Here is a 15302-nt window from a genome sequence, read left to right on the forward strand (position 1 = left end):
ATATTTGATATGTAGATAACAATGCAAAACGTACAAACCACAAAATTAAGTCGTGCCACCTTAATGTTTCCCTTGGCACTGGTTTTATTTGAATTTTCTGTCTATATCGGAAACGACTTAGTCCAACCAGCCATGCTTGCGATTACCCAAGAGTTTGGTGTGAGTAGTGCATGGGCACCCTCGTCGATGTCATTTTACTTATTGGGAGGTGCTTGTGTCGCTGCGATATTAGGGCCATTGTCAGACCGATTAGGCCGTAAAAAAGTCCTGTTGGGTGGTGTGGCATTCTTTAGCTTATGCTGTCTAGCGATATTGCTCACGCATAATATCGAAAGCTTTTTAACGTTGCGTTTTTTACAAGGTTTTGGTTTGTCGGTCATTTCTGCCGTGGGCTATGCTGCTGTTCAGGAAACTTTTGAAGAGCGTGATGCCATCAAAGTCATGGCGATCATGGCGAATATTTCACTACTGGCGCCACTGATCGGTCCCGTCCTCGGTGCCTTTATGATTGATCACGTGTCATGGCATTGGGGCTTTATTGGAATCGCATTTCTATCTTTTCTGAGTTGGTTTGGTTTAAAAGCCAAGATGCCGACTCAGCACATCAGCATTCCAAAGCAACCGGTGGGCTATATCATTGATGACTTTAAACAAGTGTTAAAAAATAAACGCTTTTTGGCACTGACACTGGGCCTACCGATGGTGGCAATGCCACTGATGCTGTGGATTGCGCTATCTCCAGTCATATTGGTGGAGCAGCTAGGACTGAGTAGCATGCAATATGGCATGGCACAGTTTCCTGTTTTGGGCGGTCTGATCCTCGGTAATATTGTCCTGATTAAAATCATCGACAAACTGCCTCTAGGTCAGTCTGTGATGATCGGGCTACCGCTGATGTTACTCGGAACGAGCCTCGTGGTGATTGGGACGATGACTGAAAGTTATTTTCTGACCTTTCTCATTCTTGGTATGAGTTTGGTCAGTTTTGGTGAAGGGATTAGCTTTTCTGTGCTCTATCGATTTGCCTTAATGTCGTCTGAAATGTCGAAGGGCACAGTGGCTGCGGCAGTGTCTGTGATCATGATGCTGACGTTCTTTGCCGTGATCGAAATCGTGCGCGTGCTGTATGAAAACTTCGGCCTTTGGGCCTATAGTTTGGCAGGATTTACCCTCATTATCTTGTGGTTCAGCCTACCACGCTTAGTGGTGCGAGATATTATGCGACAACGTAAATTGACGGGTGAATTTTAAATTCGAGTTCATGCCATTATAGAAAAAGCCCAATGCTGTGTAGAACAACATTGGGCTTTTTTATTTGCTCTATACCGTCTTAATTTGATGTTGCAGGTTGTTCTGCATTTTTTAATTTGCGATCGAAAATGAAAGGACCAAAAGGCAATATCGATGCAATCAGGCCCATTAGAAATACGCTGAGTGACCATTTTTGCTTTTCACAGACCACAAATAGCACCACTAAGAAGGCAATAAACAAGACGCCATGTCCCATACCGACGTACTTGACCAATATTGGATTATCCATCAGGTACTTCATTGGCATAGCAATGAACAACAATAATAAAAAGGAGATGCCTTCGAGTAGGCCCACAAAGCGTAAGGTCTTGATATTCATGCGAAGTTTAAATTCAAAGTGATTTCAGCCTTGAGTGTACCTGAAAGCACTGCAGGAACGAAGCATTCCCGTTGAAATAATTGATTCGCATATTGAATCTAAGTAAATGTTTTTTAAGTTAATTATGAGTTATCTGTTCGGATTAATCTTCTAGATCCGCTAAGGCGTCTTCAATCGAACCTTGATCAAATTCATAGTTACAGCCGAATAAAATCATCGGGCTTTTTCCGGTCATTTCAGACAGGCTCAGTTTGTGATTGATGGCATGTAGATCATCTGTTTCGGCTTCCGTACGTAGGATTTTTTCACCACGGAAAAATGGCATATCGGCAAACATCGGATGTTGTTCAATACCATATTTTTGGGCAAGTTCTTTCACATCGGCTTGGCGATAGATCGCGAATACTGAATTGGAAGACAGGCCAATTTCTTGGGTCGGCATGCCAAAAAATTCAACAGCTTGCGTATTTTTATAGATATAAATAAACGGTTGATGTGGGTCATCATGGCGTTTCCAGCCCAATTGCCCCAGAGCCTTTTCATAATCGAGCAAAGTGTTATGGTAGGTGTCGTAATCGGCCTGACATTCCAAAATACGCTTCAAATCTTGTGCTGTCGGTGCTGCAAAAACAGAAGACGCAGCTAAACATGAGGTCGCCACAATAGTAGGTAATATGAGGTGTCTAAAACCTAAACTAAGCATTTTCATCATGAGTCTCAAATGATTTTATTTTATTTCTGCCTGAATCAGCTGTGTTCGAAGCTGAATCAGTTCGGCTAATGTTTCTAATAATAAACTGATCTGCTTAAGCACCAGTTGTAGGTGATTAGAGCGCATTTCTTTAGTGCTGAGTGTTTGAATTTCGAAAAGTTTTTGCTGAATTTTCTCAGGGTTGAGCGGTTTTTGCTGAATTAAGACGTCGTCTAATGTGCTTTGACACCATTGCAGCAGTTCAAGGACTTGTTGGTCTTGTACTTGTTCACGGTGGCTCCCCAGTGCCGAAATATAACTGAGCTGACTATGGCTATACACCAAATAGCGAAAGGCGTGTTGTATTAGGTTCTGGTCAGGATCAGGTTCCGTACTTAAACTTGAAATCATGCTCGATAGTTCAGTTTGAGCATTATGGGCTGAACGACGGGCACGCCGATAATCAATGCTATTGGTTTTCCCATGGAGATATTGCTCAACTACGGCATCAAAATAATGCAAGGTCGCAGCAGAGCTTTTTTGAATGGTCTTGGAAATATTGCGAAAGTCCCAATCTGGCCAGATGACATTCACTGCGAACCATGCAATAAAACAGCCGAGTAGGGTATCAACGATACGCGGTAAAATAACCGCATAACCTGCGCCTTTTAAATTAAAAATCAGCAAGACCATTAAGGTTGCCATGAGGGTCGCCATGGCATATTTTTTGGCACTCAGATAGAAAAAGCATACGCCAAAAATAATTGTCAGTAGCAATTGACCTTCGACACTTGGCACAAAATACAAAATAGGAATGCCAAATAAGACCCCTAATATGGTTCCCAAAGTCCGCATTTTTAAACGACTTTTGGTCGCAAAATAGCGCATCTGACAGACAAATAAACTGGTCAATAATATCCAGTAGCCATTTTTTGCAAAGGGCAGTAGCGAAATGGCATAGCCCATAGCAAAGACAAAAGCGATGCGAACAGCATGGCGAAATAAGGCAGATTCTGGACTCAAATGCTGTTTCAGTTTGAGCCATAAATCGTGCAAACCGTGAATGTCGTCGTCGAGTAAATTGAGGTTGTCGATATGCTGCTGATAGGCCTGTTGCTGTGAATGATCTAAATCCTGCACATGCGAAAAGCGTTCTTGCACACTGTCCAAATTACTCAAGATCAGCTGTAGATTTTTCACTTCTATATTTTGCGGATTATTGGCCATCCACTCCTGCAAAGAGGCATGCAAATGTGCCAGTGCTTGCGCAGTAATCGGATCAGGCTGATAGGGCTGTCGATGCAAAATGCAGTAGGCCAACTGTTGGCAAGCCTGCGCTTGTAATCGAATATTTTTTTGAAAACGGAAAATTAAATCGGTACGGCTAAAATTTTGATGAATTTGTTCATAGTGTAAATAATTCGCACTGGCCTGTTCGTGAATATCTTGTGCTAAGAAATATAAATTCAGCCAGTAGATGGTGTTTTTATTGGCCCTTGAGGCTTTTAAACGGGTGAGTAAAGAAGCTTTAGTCGTGTTTAAACTCGGGATGACATCACTGTTTTTGAGCGATAATTCATACAGTAAGTGTTCTACATTGTTGACATTATCTGGGTCGAATAAGCGTGCTTTTGCATTCAGTACTTCGGCGATTTGTAGAAAACAACGCGAGATGTCAACGGCATTCTAAAATTGACCCCTTTTACCTTACAAATGGCAAAGTAAAATTGACCCCTTTGATCTCGTATTAAATTTCAACCTGAGGCTGAATCCCTATTCTTTTTTTATCCTTCAAACGATAACTCTCACCCGATATTTGTACCACATGACAGTGATGCAATAACCGATCTAACATCGCAGCGGTCAACGTGACATCATCCGCAAATGACTTAGACCATTGGCTAAAGGGTAAGTTACTCATCAATATCGTACTGCCTTTTTCATAACGCTTGGCAATCACGTTAAAGAACAGATTCGCTTCTTCACGTCCAAACGGTAAATAACCAATTTCATCGATAATCAGTAATTTTGGGGCGAGTATCACCCGTTGCATATAGGTTTTCAATTTACCTTGCTGATAGGCTGTACTGAGTTGCAGCATGAGATCGGCGGCGGTAATAAACTTGGTTTTGACATTGTTCATGATGGCCTTATAGCCTAATGCCATGGATAAATGCGTTTTCCCTACACCGCTAGCACCAAGAAACACCACATTTTCTGCTCTAGCAATAAAGCTCAGGTTGAACAGTTCAATCACCTGTGATTTAGGGGCCCCTAGGGCATAATTAAAATCATAGTCTTCCAGGGTTTTGACTTGAGGCAGGCCTGAGAGTTTCATCAGTACCTGCTGGCTGCGCTGTTGCCTGGCAGCATATTCATGCGTCAAGATCGCTTCAACAAAGTCGGCATAACTTCCATCCTGACCTAATGTTTGTTGTGCATGATGTGACCATTGTGATGCGATGGCAGGCAGATTGAGCTTTTGGCAAAGCTGCTCTATACGGTCGTATTGCAGATTCATCAGGAAACTCCCAGCAACTGGTCATATACAGATAAGGGATGCTGCAAACTCTCGTAGGGCATGACATGCTGTGCTGCTGCAACAGGTACAGTGCTGGAACCTGTATCTGATTGCGGTAATGGCGTAAATTTTTGCTGCTCCTGTTGCAGTCGAACAGCCGGTTTTTCCTGCGTGGTGGCATGAATCCGCTGATTGGCGGTTTCATGCAGCCACCGGCCAATGTGGGCATTGGCGACATCAACATCTAACAGTAAACCCGAAGTCTTCAGGCTTGCTTTCAATGGCACAATAAAGCTTGATTTGAGGTATCCATTAAAGCGTTCAACTTTGCCTTTGGTCTGTGCACGGTAGGGCTTACATACGCGAGGACGAAAGCTGTATTTCTTGGCGCAGTCGAGCAGTTTGGGATTCCATTTATGCTGCCCCTCCTGATAGGCATCCCGTTCAATCATGATCGTTTTAGCGTTATCAAACAGGATTTCCTGAGGTACTCCTGCAAAGAACTGAAATGCATTTTGCAGACCATCGATCCATGCATCGGTACGTTCATGATCATAAAATTTCACGAAAGTCGCTCTGGAATACCCTAATGTTGCGACAAAGGCTTTTAAAGTCGAGTTGTTGCGTCGAATCGTGGTGAAATCTACCTGCATTTGTTGGCCAGGTTGGGTTTCAAAACGAATGATCGGTTCCGGTTTAGCAACTGATTTTAATGTTGCAAGATATTCCCTCAAGATCCTGATCTTTCCTGGATATCCCAACCTTAAAATTTCCTGGTAGAGCACAACAGCAGGAATCCATTCAGGATGAGCTGCGTTTACACGTTTGAGTAAATAGGGTTTATATGGATCAAGAATACTTGTTCTAGGTTGTGTACGCCGATACTGAGGTGTTTCCTTCTGCCGTAAATATTTACGTACGGTATTTCGGGACACCCCCAGTTCACGACTAATGGCTTTAATAGATTTACCTTGTTGATGAAGTATTTGGATTGTCACTGCTTGCTCCAAAGTTAACATGTTGAGCAGTCCAAAATGACCGCTATATTAACCAAGGGGGTCAGTTTTTAAATGCCATTAGGGGGTCATTTTTACACTGCCGCTAACAGAGAGATTGTCTTGTACGGGTAGGGTGGGTTTAATCAAGTAAAAGAGAATCGAGGTGAAGCCATACCATAAGGCCCCTAGAACAAAGCAACTAGGTTGAAAATACCAGGTGTCATATTCGCCCAAGCCGAACATGGTGTAGATCGATAGTAAAATCGTGCCAAAAGATATCGTGGCATAACGTTGCCCCAATGCACCAAGTAAAATAAAGCCTGCACTGGAAAGTGAAAGATACAAGATAAACAGCAGCTTATAGGGATAGAGAAAATCTAAAATACTACTGACACTAAAGAAGAGTACGCAGACATAGAGCAAATTACGCAGTCGGATGCTGAGTCGGTCATCAAAGTCGGTGAGTGCAGTGGCAATCGCACCTAAGGTGACGGGCACAATAAAACTATGAAAACCGAGAAAATATAATCCGAGCGTGGTGCCACTCAAAACAATACAAATTTGCAGGCAATACATAATGATTGCACTGGATTGAAACTGTTGAAACCAAGAGAGTCGCGTGTTCACAGAGTTATGAAGTATTCGAATGATTTTGTAAATTAGACTGAGCTTTTTTCTGTGAACTGTCAATTTTTATTCAATAGAAAAGCGGACTTAAAGTCCGCTTGTTCAAATCTATATGCAAGGTTGATTATTGAATCACACCACAGGCAATACGGTCACCGCCACCGCCTAGAGGTTTAGGGTCGTCAGAGTAATTATCACCACCGGCATGGACCATGATGGCTAAGCCTTGTACATCCGCCAATTTCAAACGCGGTGCAATTAAATTCACTTTTGCTGTGCCATCGGTTTGAACTTGAAGGATCGGTAAGTCACCCAAGTGACCTGTTAGCGGCGTACCGTGGTGAGGTGCAGATTTAGGGTTAAAGTGACCACCTGCAGCAAGAGCAGCACCCGCTTTTCCATCTTTTTCAGCTGGGGCACAAGAGCCTTTTTCATGAATATGGAAACCGTGTGGACCCGGAGGAAGCTGGGTTAAATTGGTATGAATAACCAAGCCAGCAGGGCTATCAACCAAGTTAATTTGACCGATGCTTTGACCAATACCTTGAGCAGTCACGGCATTGACCGTCACGGTTTTTGCATTCAGACCTGTTGAAGTCGAGGTACTCGCACAGCCTGTAAACATCAGGGCACTGACCGCAGCAAGCGCACCGAATTTAAATAGTGAAGACATGTTTGGCATCCTGTCTGTTTTTATGGAGTTTCAACCATTGAAACAGATGCGAATACAGGATGACAGATAATTTAAGTATTTGATTGTAATATTTGTTTAATGAATTCAAGCCTGAATTAAGGTTGTTCAGGCTTATCATCCATATTGTCTAAGTCATGTGCCAATGTTGCTTTGGGCATCATGACGGCTTCAATTTGGGTTTCATGCAACCATTCACGCCAAATAGCTAACAATACTGCCAAGATTACTGGCCCGATAAATAAACCAACAAGACCGAAACTGGCGATCCCACCTAAAACACCAAACATGATTAATAAGAATGGAATCTGCGTTGCCCCTGAAATCACTAAAGGACGAATCACGTTATCGGCCGTACTCACGATACAAACACCCCAAGCCATGACGCCAATGGCTTCAATGGTTTGACCTTGTGAAAATAACCACAACGACACAGCGGTATATGAAATTGGGGGACCAAACGGAATCAGTGCCAACATGAAGGTAATGATGGTTAATAACATTGGGTTAGGCACATCGGCAACAAAATAGCTGAGACCGGCAAGTAAAGCTTGGGCAATGGCGGTGAGACCGATGCCATACACTACGGCACGTGTAGTATCCGAGATGGTGGCAAGATAATGATGAATACGTGGCCCGATCACCATTTCGAGGGCTTTACTGACCTGACTTAAAATAGTTTGACCATCACGATAGAAGAAAAATAAAGACATCACGGCAAAACACAGCTTAAAGATATTTTTACTGACTTCGCCGACCAGAACTTTACCGTAGTTCAAATGCCCCTGAATCCAAATTTGTACCGATTGAATAATACTGTTTGGATCATTGTTCAGTTCATGCAGGGTACGACTGACTTCTTTACCAATAAACGGTAGTTGGCGAATAAAATCAGGCACATTGACATGACCTGAGAAGACCTGCTTTTGTAATTCAAAATACAAGTTACGGCCTTCATGTTGTAGCAAGAAGATCGCAAAAATCACCGGCAGACCCACCACGAGCACCACCAGTAAGATCATCAGCGCCGCACTTAGATTTGCACGATTGCCACAAAAACGATGCACCGATTGATACAGCGGCCAAGTCATATAAGCAATAATCGCTGCCCAAACAACGGGCACAATAAAGTATTTGAGTACGCTAAAGCTCAAAAAAATCAGGATAAAAAATAATCCGAACAATAAGACTTTTTGTAATGTAGGTGCGAACGTTGGCAATGCGTGCTCTGATTTTTTCATCATGTTGTGTTCAATCTTAACCGAAAAAAAAGCTCCCGAAAACGAGAGCTTGTTAACTTATGGTGAATATCTTTCAGGCTAGATCCTTGCAAGATTGGCCTTTATATCAACAAAATGTGGAATGATGGGTTAAAACCACTCGGCTTCGTCTTCAATAATGGCATTGAGCACAGGTTGCCATTGTTGTTGCATACTGAGGTACAATTTTTGCGTTTTGTCAAAAACCGAAAGACCTTGCATGGCAAGTTGACCATAAGCGGTACGTTCAGAAATCCAAGCAACGGGCTGTTGTTCAACTTTATTGAAAAAATCTTGAATTTCTTTGGAATGAGCAGAATTGGGTTTGACACGATTGGCAAGCAATAAGATTTGGACTTTACCTTTACGAATCCGTTTAATTTCTTGTAAATGCTTTAAAAAACGACGGGTCGAGTCGATGTCGAAGAAAGATGGTTGTAGCGGGGTAACGATGGCGTGAGCTTCACTGACCAACTGATCTGCATGTTCACCCGATAACGCACCCGGCGCATCGATAATCAGATATTCAATCCCTTTCGGCACATCACCAATCGACTTTTCATGACGCCAATCTAGGCTCTGAATTGGGGCGGCAGTCTCTGGGCGCTGTTTGAGCCATTGACGTGCAGACTTTTGATTGTCAGCATCTGCCAAGGCCACTTTATAACCTTTTTGCGCAAGTGCAGAGGCTAAACTGATTGCTGTGATGGTTTTGCCACAACCACCTTTTTGATTGGCAATTAATATCGTTTTCATCGACCTAAATAGATTTTATTCTGCTCATCCCTAGCATATCATTGTTTAATGCGGGGAATATGACAAAGAACCAAAGTCTAAGTTTTTTCTATACGTTTCGCTGTAATATATTAAAAAGATTAGGAATTTTAAATGTCTGTCTGGATGGCCATGCTCATTGGCGCGTGTATTGGGATTGTACTGACCACCTTAATTTTAAGTGGCAGTCGCAATGGAAGGATTAAGGCAGAATACGAGCAATATATTGCAGAACTAGAATTGGAACATCAGCAGGCATTGGCCCACGCACAAAAACGCAGTGTAAATACCAGTCGTGCTGTTTTAAAAGGCAAAATGGCCGAACAAATGGCGCCGATCATGCCCGAATTTCAATATTTACCTAGCGATGCAAAGTTTCTCGGTGACCCGATCGATTATGTGGTTTTTGATGGCTATACCGACTTTCGTGATGGTGATGGACTCGCTGAAGACATCGAAGTGGTGCTGATTGATATTAAAAGTGGTGGGGCACGCTTGACCAAAGGGCAACAAGCGATTGCTCAAGCCATTGCCGAAGGGCGAGTGCGTTTTGAAACCATTCGAATTGACTTTGAGCATATTTAAGCTCGCGTGACTCAGCCTCAGAACCGTCGAAAAGTAATAAGGACAGAATATCCACATGGAAAAACTCTTAGCGACTGCAGCCGTTTTTGCGCTCATGCTGTGGATATGGTCTGAATATTTTCGTGCCATTCCACATTTAGAGCAGACTGGTGTGCTGAAAAATTTTCAGGTCACACCGACTCAGGCATTTTCCGGTGAATATTTGCTGTTGGATAAACGCTACTACAGTGCCAGTAGTCGTACATTACATCCGGCCGCACCGACCGTGGTGGGTGGCTTTCAAGACTTGGCCTATGTCAGCAATATTGATCTGCTACTGAGTTCAGGCGCAAATGATTTCCAGTCTTTAAAATATCATCTTGAATGGTCACAGCAGAACCGCTGTTTTAACGTACAAGCGAAAAATGTACCCTCGACACAAGTTGAACAGCTCAAGTCTGAATTGCAAAATGTCAGTGTGATTGCTCAATCCGAAGACGTTGCAAATCGTATTCGTCGTTTAAAATCAGGGGATCGTGTGGAGATTTTGGGTGCATGGGTGGATGTACATTCCATCAAAACAGGGAAGTCGTATAACACCTATAATGTGTTGAATAAAAAGCCCTGTCATATCCTAAAAATTAATGCCATTCGATTAATCAAAGACTAGGTATTTTTATCTAGATTTGATTGTGCTTAAACATGGCCTTGGACGCTTTAACTCAACTTCCGTGCGCGGGCGAGCAACATGCGCTGTCCAATTTTTGGAATGCCTTCAGCATCAAAATACTGCGTTTCAAAACATTCAAACTGGGCATCTTCAAGCAACTTTTGCATATTACGATCCAAATGACAGCCATCCGCGACTTTCTTTTGAATGGGCGTGAGTAAATGCTGTAACTGCTTAACTTTTCGATTTTCATTGTGTTGTACATGCTCAACCAAATGAAATGTCCCTGTTGGTTTAAGGACACGGTAGATTTCTTCAAGCGCAGTTTCAATATCGGCAATGCTGCATAAGGTCCATGTACTCACGACATGATCTAGACTTTCATCTGCAAAGGGTAATTTTTCAGCACCAGCTAAAATATGCTGTACCTCAAAAGGTGCTGCATGTACACGTTCAGCAGCTAAATGAAAAATATCGGGATTGGGCTCAAGGGCAAAAACCGTATCGACATTTTGATAAAACGCTAAATTCAAACCTGTACCAAAGCCAATTTCGAGCACCTCACCAGATACGGCTAACAGGAGTTCGCGTCGTTTATCCATCAAGCTTGGTACTTGCATGACTTGATTTAAAAGATGCGGAAAAATGTGTTGTTGATAAAATTTATAAATCATAGCGGGCATTATTGTTGGCTTTTTTTAAAGTGTAAATCATGTCTTTTTAATTTTAAATCATGTGGTAGGGCGTGGATATGGACCAATTGACTGAATAACAGCATTTTGTTACCAAGTTCATAAGGTTTATGCAGACTGTGTGCGTAATATAGAGTTACAACTAGTGAAAACGACATTCATCAGGCTCAACTGACGTGATTTTAAGCTCATGTTCAGGTTGGGGCATTATGAATAGATGAAGTCGGCTCAATTGCAGAATTAAAATTGAGTAATGTGAAGTATTACAGGGTAAGAGGATAACGCGATGATCAAGCGAATTGCATTAAGTACTGTGCTTGCAGGCTTTTTATTGAATGTCGGTGTCCAAGCGTCTTCAGATTATAATATTGCCAAAGGCTTAGCACCTGCTGCCAAAGGCCAGTCGATTTCTACCTTGAAAGAATTTAAAGGTGATTTCCGAATTTTAGGTTCTAAAACCTATCAAACAGATGAACAAGCAAAATTTTCTCCGATCGATTATGCGGTCAGTTGGGGCTTATTTGCAGAGCCAGAAATTGCTCGTACGATTTCAGTCAATCAATATGACCGTTTCTTAAATTGGAAAATGGATCGTGTTCCTGTACCGCAAAAGCAAGCCATGATGATGGTGTCGAATATGCACATCATTCCTGCAAACCCGCAAATTGCTAAACAAATTATTCAAGTAAAACGTGGCGATCTTGTGCGTTTAAAAGGGGATTTGGTTGAGGTGAAAGACAAAGATTTAGTTTGGACTTCATCTTTGACCCCAACAGATACGGGTGATGGGGCTTGTGAAGTTTTTCGTGTCAGTTCGATTCAGTGGATTGAAAAAGTCAAAGGCTAAACTTCGATTACATCGAGATCGTATTGAAATCGGTGTGCATTAGATTCAAGGTAAAATAATTTGATGATGAAAATGACGATAAAGAAACAGCTTATTTTGAGTCTAATGTTGGCGAGTGGTTTGGCGCTTGGTGGATGTACCAGTATGAGTTCAACTGTAGATGGGAAAACCCATGTATTTACTGAACAGCAAAGTTGTCCGACCTTGCTTGAGATGGATCGTGGACAGACTTTGGAAGTACTGTTAAACGAAAATCCAAGTACCGGATATGTATGGTCTTTGGCTGAGCAACCGAAACTTTTTAAAGTTGAAGAAGTGTTTCAATCAGCTCAACAACAAGCTGCTGCAGATGCGACACCAGTGCTTGGTGCCGGTGGTCAAAAAACTTATCGTTTTACCGCAACGACTGCGGGTGAAGAATTACTACATTTGAAGCATGCACGAGCTTGGGAAAAAACCGCGATGGCTGAATGGACTTGCAGAGTTCGAGTGTCTTGATTTGAACCGATGATGAACGATAAAAAAAGCCAGTATTTATACTGGCTTTTTTATCGCAGACGAACTGATTTAAAACGTCCACCTAAGCATTATTTCGCGCTGAGCGCTTGACCGTCAAATTGAATACCTTCCCAACCATTTTGCATAAATTGGCGAATGTTTTGGTGGTCAGTTGCGTCTGGTGTCGCCAAAACAGCAGCATAATGTTCAGCAAAAAGACTTAAGGTTTCAGCTTGGTTTAGACCATTCAATTGGGCAAAAGAAAATACTTTGGCACTGCCTTGGTTTTCAGTCGCTGCATTGGCTTGTTTGCCATTGGTAAAAGCAGTTGGTGTGTGGTTATAACGCGCTTCAATAAATGCAATCACATCTGAAAATTTCGCAGTCCCTGCTTGAAGTTGATCTAATAATTCCTGAGCCATAATGTCCTCTTTCAATAAAAAATACCGCAAAGTGTTGCAGACTATAGCAAGCTTTGACCCAAACATTTAACACTATTTGCGTAAATTAAATGCGTGTATATTGAAGGGCGACCTTAGGCAGTCTGTTGCCTAAATTGTAGATACCAATGATGTTGAAGTAGGACAACTATGAACTGGCTTTTGGTCGCATGTGGCGGCGCAATTGGAGCAACACTTCGCTATGCAGCAGGACTGTTATTGGCCAAGCCAACAGTACTCTTTCCATGGGCTACATGGTGGGTGAATATTTTAGGTTGTTTTTGTGCAGGTGTGTTATTTGCATTTAGCCAAAAATATCCCGTTCTACAAAATGAAGCACGCTTATTGCTTATGGTCGGGATCTTAGGTGGCTTTACCACATTTTCCAGTTTCGGCTTAGAAACCTTTCAACTGCTCAGACAAGGGCAAAGTGGGCTGGCATTTAGTTATGCCATTTCCAGTGTGGTGATTGGTGTCATCGTATTGGGGCTGGGATATTACTTATTTCATTCGATTTTAAAAATAGATGTTTAAAACAACGCTTGAAAACCACAAAATTTCAGACATAAAAAAAAGAAGCTCAGGCTGGAGGAGGGGAACCCTGAACTTCTTTAATGTTTTAATTTTAAAAGCAAAAACTTAATCGAAGCTGAACTTATTGTGAGCGTTTGAAACGCGCAAAGCGTTTATTAAAGTTCGCAATACGTCCTTCGTTATTCACTTGACGTTGTTCACCTGTATAAAAAGGATGTGATGCACTTGAAATATCGAGTGTCACATAGGGATAAGTTTTGCCTTCAAACTCTTTGGTTTGATTGGTGCTTAAGGTACTGCCAATGACAAAAAAGGCATTTGCATTGGTGTCATGAAAGAGTACTTCACGGTATTCGGGATGGATGTTGGCACGCATTTTTCTGTTCCTTAAATTTATTGATTAAAGAAATGTTATAACATAACAATATAAAATGCAAATATTGCCCGAAATTCATCGGGCAATCAGCGCTTCATGTTCTCTTAAGCGCTAGGTGGGACCAACTCATCAAAAAGATCATTGAGATTGTCATTCACTTTCAAATGAATCAAATTCCAATAATGCCCTGAAACAGTCCGGTTCACCATCAGGGTGTCTGGCGACGGTTTAAACACATCCCAATATTTAAGAGAAGGCTTAATTAATTCTACCCCGTCATGGTGTGCTGAGTTTTCAGCAAAGTCGTATTGTGTGGTTAGCGGACGCATCAGCACTTCCAGCCATTGTTCATACAAGTCCACTGGGAATTTACCGAGTTCATTGAGGGAATGTAGGGCATCGAGTTGCTGTTCCATCAGTGGAATATCGTGCTTGCGTGCAGCATTGATCAATTGCTTAAAGTGCGACACGATTTCAGGAGATAGGGTTTTCACACCGCCGTAGTCATATACGATGACTGAACCATCTTCACGAAAGGCGAAGTTGCCCGGATGCGGGTCACAGTGGAAACGTTTAAGGAAGAAAATTTCACGGCCTATAGCACGGAATAAGCGTCTTCCCAAGGCATTTCGGGTTTCTTGTGACCACGTACTGGCAGTTTCTATACTGTCGCCAAGCTCTAGACTTAGAGTCAAAATATGACGTGAAGAATAATCTTTATAGACCTGTGGAATAATGATTTTGTCATCCAGCGCACTATGAAAAGCACGGGCTACATCTAAGTTTTGCGCTTCAATTTCATAGTTCAATTCGTTGTCTAAACTGTCCTGAATTTCACGAAATAGCTTGTCTTGTAACTTTCGATCAATTTTCAATACGCCCATCAAACGAAGTGCAAGGCGAACTTGTTTTAAGTCACTTTCACAGGCTTCTTCGACACCCGGATATTGCACTTTCACCACCACCTGCTGACCATTAGGTAACACGGCTTTATGCACCTGCCCAATGGATGCAGCTGCAAAAGGTTGTTCTTCAAAACTTTTAAAAATCTGCGCGAGGGGCTTGCCGAGTTCTTGTTCTACTTGAGCCTTAATTTCAGCAAAGGGCATGGCTGGCGCTTGGCGTTGTAATTTACTAATGGCTTTTGCGACTTCAGGTGGAAAAATGTCTTTGTACTGCGAGGCAATTTGTCCGACTTTCATCACCGCACCTTTCATTTCACCCAAAGTGTCTGCAATTTGCAGACCGATGTCCTGAAAAAGTTTACTGCGAGATGCATTTTTCTGTTCTTCATCGGCAGTGATATTGCGGATGGAATTGGAAACGGTTTTAGTAGCAATGCTTGCCGTCATACTGGCAAGTTTCATAAAGCGACGACCCGGTGTGCTAGCCGTTTTTGCCATGTGATGTTCCTCAAGATCATCATTTATTATCTAATACCGATCATAGGCGACAAAACACAAACTGCCTACTTTAAATTGTTAAGACTT

General features: G+C 42.2%; 17 protein-coding genes and 2 pseudogenes. 6 read left to right on the forward strand and 13 right to left on the reverse strand.

Annotated features, from left to right (window positions below):
• The first annotated feature begins 21 nt into the window (after positions 1 to 21).
• Entirely contained in the window at positions 22 to 1251 is a 1230-nt protein-coding gene (locus tag MST18_RS01800) for an MFS transporter (RefSeq protein ID WP_078189336.1), read from the forward strand.
• A gap of 79 nt (positions 1252 to 1330) precedes the next feature.
• Here the strand turns inward: MST18_RS01800 and MST18_RS01805 are convergent, their stop codons facing one another.
• The 9 genes and pseudogenes from MST18_RS01805 to MST18_RS01845 all read right to left on the reverse strand — a co-directional run bounded on the left by MST18_RS01805 (position 1331) and on the right by MST18_RS01845 (position 9173).
• Positions 1331 to 1630, reverse strand: a complete 300-nt coding sequence (locus MST18_RS01805; protein ID WP_078189335.1) for a DUF3817 domain-containing protein — start codon at positions 1628 to 1630, stop codon at positions 1331 to 1333.
• A gap of 142 nt (positions 1631 to 1772) precedes the next feature.
• Complete coding sequence (locus MST18_RS01810; RefSeq protein WP_180133449.1) at positions 1773 to 2342, reverse strand: hypothetical protein; 570 nt, start codon at positions 2340 to 2342, stop codon at positions 1773 to 1775.
• A gap of 15 nt (positions 2343 to 2357) precedes the next feature.
• Positions 2358 to 3998, reverse strand: a pseudogene (gene yccS, locus MST18_RS01815) (YccS family putative transporter); the annotation flags it as partial.
• A 70-nt stretch (positions 3999 to 4068) separates the two neighbouring features.
• Positions 4069 to 4842 (reverse strand): IS21-like element ISAba8 family helper ATPase IstB, encoded by a 774-nt coding sequence (gene istB / locus MST18_RS01820; RefSeq protein ID WP_180133450.1) that lies wholly within the window; start codon positions 4840 to 4842, stop codon positions 4069 to 4071.
• On the reverse strand, positions 4842 to 5861 hold the full coding sequence (istA, locus tag MST18_RS01825) for an IS21 family transposase (protein WP_179995099.1): 1020 nt from the start codon (positions 5859 to 5861) through the stop codon (positions 4842 to 4844). The genes istB and istA overlap by 1 nt, the downstream gene beginning before the upstream one ends.
• Before the next feature lie 87 nt (positions 5862 to 5948).
• Positions 5949 to 6416 (reverse strand): annotated as a pseudogene (locus MST18_RS01830) (FUSC family membrane protein); the annotation flags it as partial.
• A gap of 175 nt (positions 6417 to 6591) precedes the next feature.
• Positions 6592 to 7140, reverse strand: a complete 549-nt coding sequence (sodC, locus tag MST18_RS01835; RefSeq protein ID WP_180133451.1) for a superoxide dismutase family protein — start codon at positions 7138 to 7140, stop codon at positions 6592 to 6594.
• A 116-nt stretch (positions 7141 to 7256) separates the two neighbouring features.
• Positions 7257 to 8378, reverse strand: coding sequence for an AI-2E family transporter (locus tag MST18_RS01840; protein ID WP_162689724.1), 1122 nt, complete (start codon positions 8376 to 8378; stop codon positions 7257 to 7259).
• A 150-nt stretch (positions 8379 to 8528) separates the two neighbouring features.
• Positions 8529 to 9173 carry a ParA family protein gene (locus MST18_RS01845; protein ID WP_180133452.1) on the reverse strand — a complete coding sequence of 215 codons (645 nt, stop codon included), beginning with the start codon at positions 9171 to 9173 and terminating at the stop codon, positions 8529 to 8531.
• Positions 9174 to 9305: 132 nt separating this feature from the next.
• Between MST18_RS01845 and MST18_RS01850 the strand changes: the two genes are divergently transcribed.
• Both MST18_RS01850 and MST18_RS01855 read left to right on the forward strand, forming a co-directional pair.
• On the forward strand, positions 9306 to 9776 hold the full coding sequence (locus MST18_RS01850; RefSeq protein WP_078192492.1) for a Holliday junction resolvase-like protein: 471 nt from the start codon (positions 9306 to 9308) through the stop codon (positions 9774 to 9776).
• A gap of 55 nt (positions 9777 to 9831) precedes the next feature.
• On the forward strand, positions 9832 to 10425 hold the full coding sequence (locus MST18_RS01855) for a hypothetical protein (RefSeq protein ID WP_180133453.1): 594 nt from the start codon (positions 9832 to 9834) through the stop codon (positions 10423 to 10425).
• 47 nt (positions 10426 to 10472) lie between these two features.
• Here MST18_RS01855 and MST18_RS01860 read toward each other — a convergent pair whose 3' ends face one another.
• A complete protein-coding gene (locus MST18_RS01860; RefSeq protein WP_180133493.1) occupies positions 10473 to 11099 on the reverse strand; it encodes a class I SAM-dependent methyltransferase in 627 nt (208 codons plus the stop codon).
• A gap of 304 nt (positions 11100 to 11403) precedes the next feature.
• Between MST18_RS01860 and MST18_RS01865 the strand changes: the two genes are divergently transcribed.
• Positions 11404 to 11964, forward strand: a complete 561-nt coding sequence (locus tag MST18_RS01865; protein ID WP_180133454.1) for a hypothetical protein — start codon at positions 11404 to 11406, stop codon at positions 11962 to 11964.
• Positions 11965 to 12036: 72 nt separating this feature from the next.
• A complete protein-coding gene (locus MST18_RS01870; RefSeq protein WP_257227528.1) occupies positions 12037 to 12462 on the forward strand; it encodes a protease inhibitor I42 family protein in 426 nt (141 codons plus the stop codon).
• A gap of 89 nt (positions 12463 to 12551) precedes the next feature.
• On the opposite strand, the gene MST18_RS01875 is transcribed toward MST18_RS01870, so the two are convergent.
• Entirely contained in the window at positions 12552 to 12884 is a 333-nt protein-coding gene (locus MST18_RS01875; protein WP_078192490.1) for a HopJ type III effector protein, read from the reverse strand.
• 168 nt (positions 12885 to 13052) lie between these two features.
• Here MST18_RS01875 and crcB point away from each other — a divergent pair, with 168 nt between their 5' ends.
• Positions 13053 to 13436: a fluoride efflux transporter CrcB gene (crcB, locus tag MST18_RS01880; RefSeq protein ID WP_078192489.1), complete on the forward strand. Its 384-nt coding sequence runs from the start codon at positions 13053 to 13055 to the stop codon at positions 13434 to 13436.
• A gap of 121 nt (positions 13437 to 13557) precedes the next feature.
• Here the strand turns inward: crcB and MST18_RS01885 are convergent, their stop codons facing one another.
• Entirely contained in the window at positions 13558 to 13812 is a 255-nt protein-coding gene (locus tag MST18_RS01885; RefSeq protein WP_078189321.1) for a type B 50S ribosomal protein L31, read from the reverse strand.
• A 104-nt stretch (positions 13813 to 13916) separates the two neighbouring features.
• Positions 13917 to 15215 (reverse strand): AarF/ABC1/UbiB kinase family protein, encoded by a 1299-nt coding sequence (locus MST18_RS01890; protein WP_180112989.1) that lies wholly within the window; start codon positions 15213 to 15215, stop codon positions 13917 to 13919.
• Positions 15216 to 15302: the final 87 nt, after the last annotated feature.

This window comes from Acinetobacter sp. YH12068_T (genome assembly GCF_024606005.1).
Lineage (GTDB): Bacteria > Pseudomonadota > Gammaproteobacteria > Pseudomonadales > Moraxellaceae > Acinetobacter > Acinetobacter amyesii.